At 66.5% G+C, this 6,966-nt stretch carries 5 protein-coding genes and 1 pseudogene; all 6 read left to right on the forward strand.

Annotated elements, in window-relative coordinates; translation table 11 throughout:
* The coding region (locus V5A19_RS13215; RefSeq protein ID WP_332327909.1) for a helicase C-terminal domain-containing protein at positions 1-371 on the forward strand (371 nt) is incomplete at its 5' end.
* A 556-nt stretch (positions 372-927) separates the two neighbouring features.
* Positions 928-1,350, forward strand: coding sequence for an OsmC family protein (locus V5A19_RS13220; protein WP_332319313.1), 423 nt, complete (start codon positions 928-930; stop codon positions 1,348-1,350).
* 58 nt (positions 1,351-1,408) lie between these two features.
* Positions 1,409-1,594: a hypothetical protein gene (locus tag V5A19_RS13225; protein ID WP_332319317.1), complete on the forward strand. Its 186-nt coding sequence runs from the start codon at positions 1,409-1,411 to the stop codon at positions 1,592-1,594.
* A 38-nt stretch (positions 1,595-1,632) separates the two neighbouring features.
* A pseudogene (locus V5A19_RS14425) lies at positions 1,633-1,812 on the forward strand (OsmC family protein); the annotation flags it as partial.
* Between the two features lie 759 nt (positions 1,813-2,571).
* Complete coding sequence (locus tag V5A19_RS13230) at positions 2,572-5,607, forward strand: DUF748 domain-containing protein (RefSeq protein ID WP_332319318.1); 3,036 nt, start codon at positions 2,572-2,574, stop codon at positions 5,605-5,607.
* A gap of 150 nt (positions 5,608-5,757) precedes the next feature.
* Entirely contained in the window at positions 5,758-6,726 is a 969-nt protein-coding gene (locus V5A19_RS13235; protein WP_332319319.1) for a transposase, read from the forward strand.
* Positions 6,727-6,966: the final 240 nt, after the last annotated feature.

Here is a 6,966-nt window from a genome sequence, read left to right on the forward strand (position 1 = left end):
AGGGCGTGGACGTCCGCGGCGAGGCGCTGAAGGTGGTGGTCATCGACAAGCTGCCGTTCCCAAGCCCCGGCGACCCGGTCATCGAGGCCCGCGACAACTACCTCAAGCAAAAGGGCTACCAGCCCTTCCCCACCGAGCACCTGCCCACCGCCGTGCTCACCCTCAAGCAGGGCGCAGGACGGCTCATCCGCGACGCCGGCGACTTCGGCGTCCTCGTCCTCGGCGACCCGAGAATCACCCGGAAGGGGTACGGCAAAACCTTCCTGGATAGCCTGCCGCCCATGCACCGCACCGAGTCCCTGGCCGAGGTGGAGGCCTTCCTGGCCCGGGAAGGCAACCGCAGCCGCCCCGAGCCCGCCGAGAACACCTGACCCCGCCCAAGCCCGCCCCCTGTAGGAGCGGTCACCGACCGCGACGCCGTTCCCCAAAACACCGCCCCCGATCCCGTAGGAGCGGCCTCCAGGCCGCGAAGCCTTTCCCTAAAACCACCCCCACCCCTGTAGGAGCGGCGGCCCCCGCCGCGACCGCCTTCCTGCACGGCGATGCCAGGGATTGCCACGGGGCAGGGCGCCGGGCAGGGGGAATCCGCTCCGGGGCGCCCAGTCTTGCCACTTTTCAAGTGCCAAGACAGCCCTCAGTAGCTCCTTCCCCCTGCCCGGGGCCCATTTTTGGTTTATTGGCTATCCGCCCCATCCAGGGAGGGTGCTTGTGGGAGGGGCTACCAGCCCCGACCGGGTCCGGAGGCCCTACCCGTCGCGGCCAATGGCCGCTCCCGCAGGAAGGGACCCCGAATTCCGGCCTATTTCCGGGCCCAACCGGATAGCCAATTTTGGTTTAATGGGCCCCTCGGACCCCTTATCAAGAGGCCGCGGCCGTCCTTGGCGCCCCTGGCGTCCCTGGCGGTCGGCCCAGAAGGAGCCTTTGACCATGAAATGCGATGTGAAGTGGGTGGATGGCGCCCAGTTCCTAGGCGAGAGCGACTCCGGCCACCCGGTGGTCATGGACGGCCCCCCGGACGGCGGCGGGCGCAACATGGGCGTGCGCCCCATGGAGATGATGCTGCTCGGCGTGGGCGGCTGCACCGCCTACGATGTGGTCCACATTCTCCAGAAGCAGCGCCAGCCGGTGACCGACTGCCAGGTCACCCTGGAGGCCGAGCGGGCGGACACCGACCCCAAGATCTTCACCAAGATCAACATCCACTTTACGGTCACCGGGGAGGGCCTGTCGGAGAAGCAGGTGGCGCGGGCGGTGGAGCTGTCGGCGGAGAAGTATTGTTCGGCTTCAGCCCAATTGGCGCCAAGCTGCACCATCGGCCACAGTCACGAGATTGTTGAGTCCAAGGAATAGGACGGGGGTCTTCCCCAAGGGGTTGTTGGTAAGAGAAACCCTGAACGAGGAACAAGCAATGTCGAGCATCAAGGACCGCATGACCGAGGTCATCCAGGAGCAGCCCGAGGACGCCACCTACGAGGAGATCCTGCGGGAGCTGGCCTTCCACAAGATGGTGGAGCGGGGCCTGGCCGACTCCCGGGAGGGCCGCGTGATCTCCAATGAGGAGATGAGCCGGCCCATGGACGAATGGCGGAAATAAGGTGGGCGCGGTAGGCCGAGGGCGCAGAAACCGACCCCAAGATCAACATCCATTTCATAGTGACCGGGGAGGGGTTGTCGGAGAAGCAGGTGGCGCGGGCGGTGGAGTTGTCGATGGAGAAGTATCGCTCGGCGTCGCGGCAGTTGGCGCCTAGTTGGAAGATTGAGCATTCGTATGAGATTTCTCAGGAGAATGGTTTAGCAAAAGGCAAGACCTGACCCTAGGGACGAAACCCAACGAGGTGGGTGCCCCTTTGGACCTCCGGTTGGCTTGGGGCGAAGCGGCCTATTTTAAATCTTTTAACCAGCCGGATCATTCAGCCGGTGAGCAGTAGATACGTGCAACATCTCCCTCAAACTGACCGACATTTCCGGCACATCTAACGCCGTGACACGGCAGCCGGTGGGTTAGGGAATCGATTAAATGGTGCGACAGGACCGAAACGAACGAGTTTTTTGCTATGCGTGCCGGCTCTTGCGGGCGGAAGCAGGAGACCCATCGCCAAGCGGCACACCTTGCCCAAAATGTGGAAATACCACCCTGGTGGCCTATCCGCCTGGAGATGAGTTCAAGATTACTTCTGGAGGGCTAACTTTTAAGTCTATTCCTCCAGGAGGGGGGAGGTGGGAGGCAAAGCGGGAGGTAAAACACTCACTCTTTAAGAAAACGAACTGCGACCATTTCATTGAAAGAGAAATTGATCCCATACGTAATCTTTATTACGAGCGAATTGTGGACGTGAAGACCGGCGAATTGGTTCGGTTTAAAGAGGAGCCATTGACCGATCATCAAGGCCACGGTTCTGCAAAAAAGCAGTCGGACAAATAATAGCAACCTAACCTACAACCTACAGGACACCCACTTCGTTTGCCCCCGGTTTGGCCTTCCTGGTACGTTTTCAAAACGTTCTTTAAAAGGGGGTCAACCCGATAACCCAGCCCCGCTTCGCCCTTTAATCGACGCGCGAGCCCTTCACCATGGCTGATCGGTTCCCTTCACAGCTCTGGTCGTATCTCCGCCGCCGCTGGATCAGCGTCCGCCGGGTGCGCTTCTGGTTGCTCGTGCTCCTCGCGGTGTACACGCTTGCGGGCTTTTTCGTCGTGCCCTGGATCGCCGGGATGGTCGCGGTGGATACCGTCCGGGAGGACTTCGAGCGCGAGCTAAGCCTCGGTGACGTCGACGCTAATCCCTACACCCTCAGCCTGGAGATCACGGACCTTGCCCTGGCGGACCGCGACGGTCACCGGCTCTTGGACTTCGACCGGCTGCGGGTGAACTTCACGGTGGCCAGCCTATGGGAGCGGGCCTGGACCTTCCAGAAGGTGAGCCTCGACGGACTGGTGGTCCGGGAAGAGCGCTTGCCGTCGGGCGAGACGCGGTTCACGCGGCTGGCGGGCGAGGCGTCGGGGCAGCCCGCCAATAAAGCGGCGCCGGCCGAACCGGCGGCCGGCGCCATGCCCGGTGTGGTGATCCGCGAGCTGGGGCTGGCCGGGGCGACGCTGCGCTTCGTGGATCACCTGGACGAATCGGCGACCGCCGAGCTCGAGCTGCGTGACGTCCGGGCGACCGTGGAGGACGCCAGGCTGCATGAGAGCAGCCGTTTCCCGGTCCGGCTCGCGGCGCGCTCGGCGGCCGGAGGCGAGCTCCGGTTCGACGGCGGCATGCAGCTGTCGCCGGCCTTCGCGCTCGACGGCGAGCTGCGGGTCGACGCCCTGACCTTCGCCCCGGCCGAGCCCTACCTGCGGGAGCTCGTGGGGGTGAGGACCGAAAGCGGCAGCGCGAGCCTCGACGGCCGGGTCTCGATCAGCGCCGACGGGCCGCTGGTCTATCGCGGCGATGCCGGCGTGGCGGATCTGAGCATCGTGCCCGTGGACGATGACGAGCCGCTGGCGAGCTGGCGGGCGCTCGAGATCGAGGGCCTCGATCTGAGCACCGCGCCGCCTAGCGTCGAGGCCGCGCGCGTCGGCCTTGAACGCCCGGTCATTCGGGAAGAGCGCTTCGCCTCGGGGGAGACGCGCGTCACCCGGCTGATGGAGACCGCGGCGGGCAAGGCGGAGCAGCCGGAGGAGGCGGCGCAGCCGAAGGCGGCCGAGGAGGGCGGGGACGCCGGGATGCCGGCGGTGGCGATCGGCGAGCTGGACGTCAGGAAGGGCGTGATCCACTTCGTCGATCACCTGAGCCCCGATCCCGGCAAGCCCGGCGCGACCGCCACCTTCGCGGTGCGCTCGCTCGAGGTCTCGGCGGAGGACGCGGCCCTGCACGAGAGCAGACCCTTCCCGGTCCATCTCGCCGGCGAGCTCGATGCGGGCGGGGCGTTCTCGTTCGATGGCGATCTGCGGCTGTTGCCGGCCTTCGCCGGCGACGGCGATCTGCGCGTGGAAGAGCTGGCGCTGGGCCCGGCGGAGCCTTACGTGCAGCAGATCGCGCGGGTCGCGATCGCGGGTGGCAGCGTGAGCGTCGACGGGCGGGTGTCCGTCAGCCCCGACGAGTTGCTGGCCTATCGCGGCAGCGCCGGCGTGACGGATCTGAGCGTGGTGCCCCTGGACACCGAGGAGCCGGTGATCGGCTGGCGAGCGCTGCGAATCGAGCAGCTCGACCTGAGCGCCGGGCAGGGCAGCGTCGAGGCCTCGCGCGTGGCCATCGACGGCGCCTCCGGCCGGGTCGTGATCCGCGAGGACCAGAGCACCAATATCGATCGCCTGCTGTTGGACAGCGCCGGCGGCGAAGACTCCGCCTCGGGGGCGGGCGACGCCGAGGCCGCCCCGCCGCTGCGCATCAGCGTCGCCGGCATCGCTCTCGCGAACAGCACGCTGCGGTTCGCGGATCGCTCGCTGCCGCTGCCGTTCTCCGCGCGTATCCACGAGCTCGGCGGCGAGATCTCCACGCTGGCCACGGACACGCAGGAGCCGGCCGAGGTGCAGCTCGAAGGGCAGGTGGGCGAGCATGGCCTCGCGCGCGTCGCCGGCAGAATCCACGCCTGGCAGCCGATGCGGGACACGAACCTCACGCTGACGTTCCGCAACCTGGAGGTGCCGGCGTACTCGCCGTATACCGTCGCCTTCGCCGGCCGCCGGATCGCGGGCGGCCGGATGGATCTCGATCTCTCCTACGCGATCTCCGGCGAACGGCTCGAGGGGCGCAACAGCATCGCCCTGTACGATCTGGAGCTGGGCGAGAAGGTCGATAGCCCGGGCGCGATGGATCTGCCGCTGGGATTCGCCGTGGCGCTGCTCAAGAACAGCGAGGGCGTGATCGAGCTGGCCATCCCCGTCACGGGCGATGTCGGGGACCCGCAGTTCGAGCTGGGCGGTGCCATCCGCAAGGCGGTCACGGGGGTGATCGGCAAGGTGGTCAGCTCGCCGTTCCGCTTCCTGGCCGGCCTGGTCGGCGCCGGCGACGAGGATCTGGGCCGCATCGCCTTTTCGCCGGGGCGCAGCGACCTGACGCCGCCGCAGAAGGAACGCGTCGCGCTGCTGCGCAAGGCCCTGGCGGATCGCCCGAAGCTGGCGATCGAGCTCGCCGGTCCCTTCGATGCGGACGTGGACGGCCCCGCGCTCAAGCGCCAGCGCGCGGTCAAGGAGCTCGCCGCGAAGCTCCGCGAGCCGGGACGCGAGGTCGCGTCCCCCGATCTGACCGCGGAATCGACCCAGGAGGCGATGGAGGCGCTGTTCGCCAGCGCCTATCCCGATACCAGCCTGGATGAGGTCCGCGAGCGCTTCACGCGCCCGGCGGAGGAGGTTCCGGAGGGTCACTCGCGCCTGGATGGGCTCGCGTATCGCGCCCATCTTGCCGAGCGGGTGATTGCCGCGCAGCCGGTCACCGACGCTGACCTCGCGGTGCTCGGGCGGGTGCGGGCCGCAGCCGTGCGCGACCGCCTGCTGGCCCATGCGCCCGGCAGCGGGGAAGGGGGCACCGCCGTCGAGCCCGACCGGGTCCTTCTCGCGGACGCGGCGTCGGTGGAGTCGGAGAACGACGATCGCGTCGTGATGGAGGTCGGTCTGGCCGTCGACTGAGGCGGTACGCGAGGGCAGGGAGCCTTCTGATGGGTGACCCAATCAGATCGCCGTCCGATCTGTTAACCCGCGGATCATCCGCCTTCTGACCGTTGAGGAAGAAAAGGGGTCAAGTCTTGACATAATAGGTATCGGGGGCATCCTTTCCCCATGAGCCGCCCGCTGCGCATCGAATACGAAGGCGCCTGGTACCACGTGATGAACCGGGGCCGGGGTCGTCAGGCGATCTTTCCCGGGGAGGCCGGGTACGAGGCATTCCTGGAAACCGTGGCCGAGGCCTGCCGGCGGCTTCGGCTGGAGGTCCACGCCTACTGCCTGATGCCCAACCACTACCACCTCCTGGTGCGTACGCCCCTGGGCAATCTGAGCCGGGTGATGCGCCATATCGACGGGGTCTACACCCAGCGTTACAACCGCCTGGCGGAGACGGACGGGCCGCTGTTCCGGGGCCGCTACAAGGCCATTCTGGTGGACGCTGACGCCTATCTCCTGGCGGTGTCCCGCTACATCCACCGCAACCCCGTCGATGCCGCCGATCCGCTCGTCGAGGACCTGGCCGACTGGCCCTGGTCCAGCTACCCCGCCTACATCAACCGCGCCAAGGCCCCCGAGTGGCTTGCCACCGAAACCACCTACGTCATGCTGGGCCAACGCAACCGGTCCGCGGGCTATCGGCATTTCGTGGAAGCCGGGGTGGAGGAAGAGGTGGCCCGTTTCTACGCGAACCAGCGGGCAACGCCTGTGCTGGGGGACGAAGCCTTCCGCTCGTGGGCACTGGAGCAGGGGGGAGATGCCTCGGAGAGCCCGCTTTGGGAACGGCATAGGCTTCACACGGCCGATGAGGTCCTGGCGGCCGTGGCCGACGAATGGGGCGTCGATCCGGCGTCCCTGACCGCCCGTGGCCGGCAGCTGGGGCCGAGGCAGGGCAGGGCTCGCCAAGTGGCCATGCTACTGTGCCGGGAAAAAACCGAGCTGACCCTTGCCGCTATCGGGGAACGGTTCGGCGGCATCCACTATTCGGCGGTGGGGCAGAATGTCCGGCGGGTCCGGAAGGCGATGGAAGCGGACCGGGGATTGGCTCGAAGCTATGAAGCTGTCATGTCAAGACTTGACCCCTAACAATGGTTTAGCAAAAGGCAAGACCTGACCCTAGGGACGATGCGTGAGTGGACAACGGCTTGTCGCGGTGATTCGCTCTCATAAGGGGTGCCGGATTGCCGGGTAAAGGCAGCCTTTTTCCGGTTGGCCACAAGATACAGGGAGGCGATATGTCGGAACGTGCCCGCTATTCGGGGATATCCACGATCAACCACTGGGTGACGGCGCTTCTGGTGGTGGTCATGCTGGCGCTGGGTTATG

It is taken from the genome of Thiohalorhabdus sp., assembly GCF_036628635.1.
Taxonomy (GTDB): domain Bacteria; phylum Pseudomonadota; class Gammaproteobacteria; order Thiohalorhabdales; family Thiohalorhabdaceae; genus Thiohalorhabdus.

Excerpts from the sequence above, each read along its gene's own strand:
- V5A19_RS13220 (WP_332319313.1), top strand. The coding sequence starts at position 928 with ATGAAATGCGATGTGAAGTGGGTGGATGGCGCCCAGTTCCTAGGCGAG.
- V5A19_RS13225 (WP_332319317.1), top strand. The coding sequence starts at position 1,409 with ATGTCGAGCATCAAGGACCGCATGACCGAGGTCATCCAGGAGCAGCCC.
- V5A19_RS13230 (WP_332319318.1), top strand. The coding sequence starts at position 2,572 with ATGGCTGATCGGTTCCCTTCACAGCTCTGGTCGTATCTCCGCCGCCGC.
- V5A19_RS13235 (WP_332319319.1), top strand. The coding sequence starts at position 5,758 with ATGAGCCGCCCGCTGCGCATCGAATACGAAGGCGCCTGGTACCACGTG.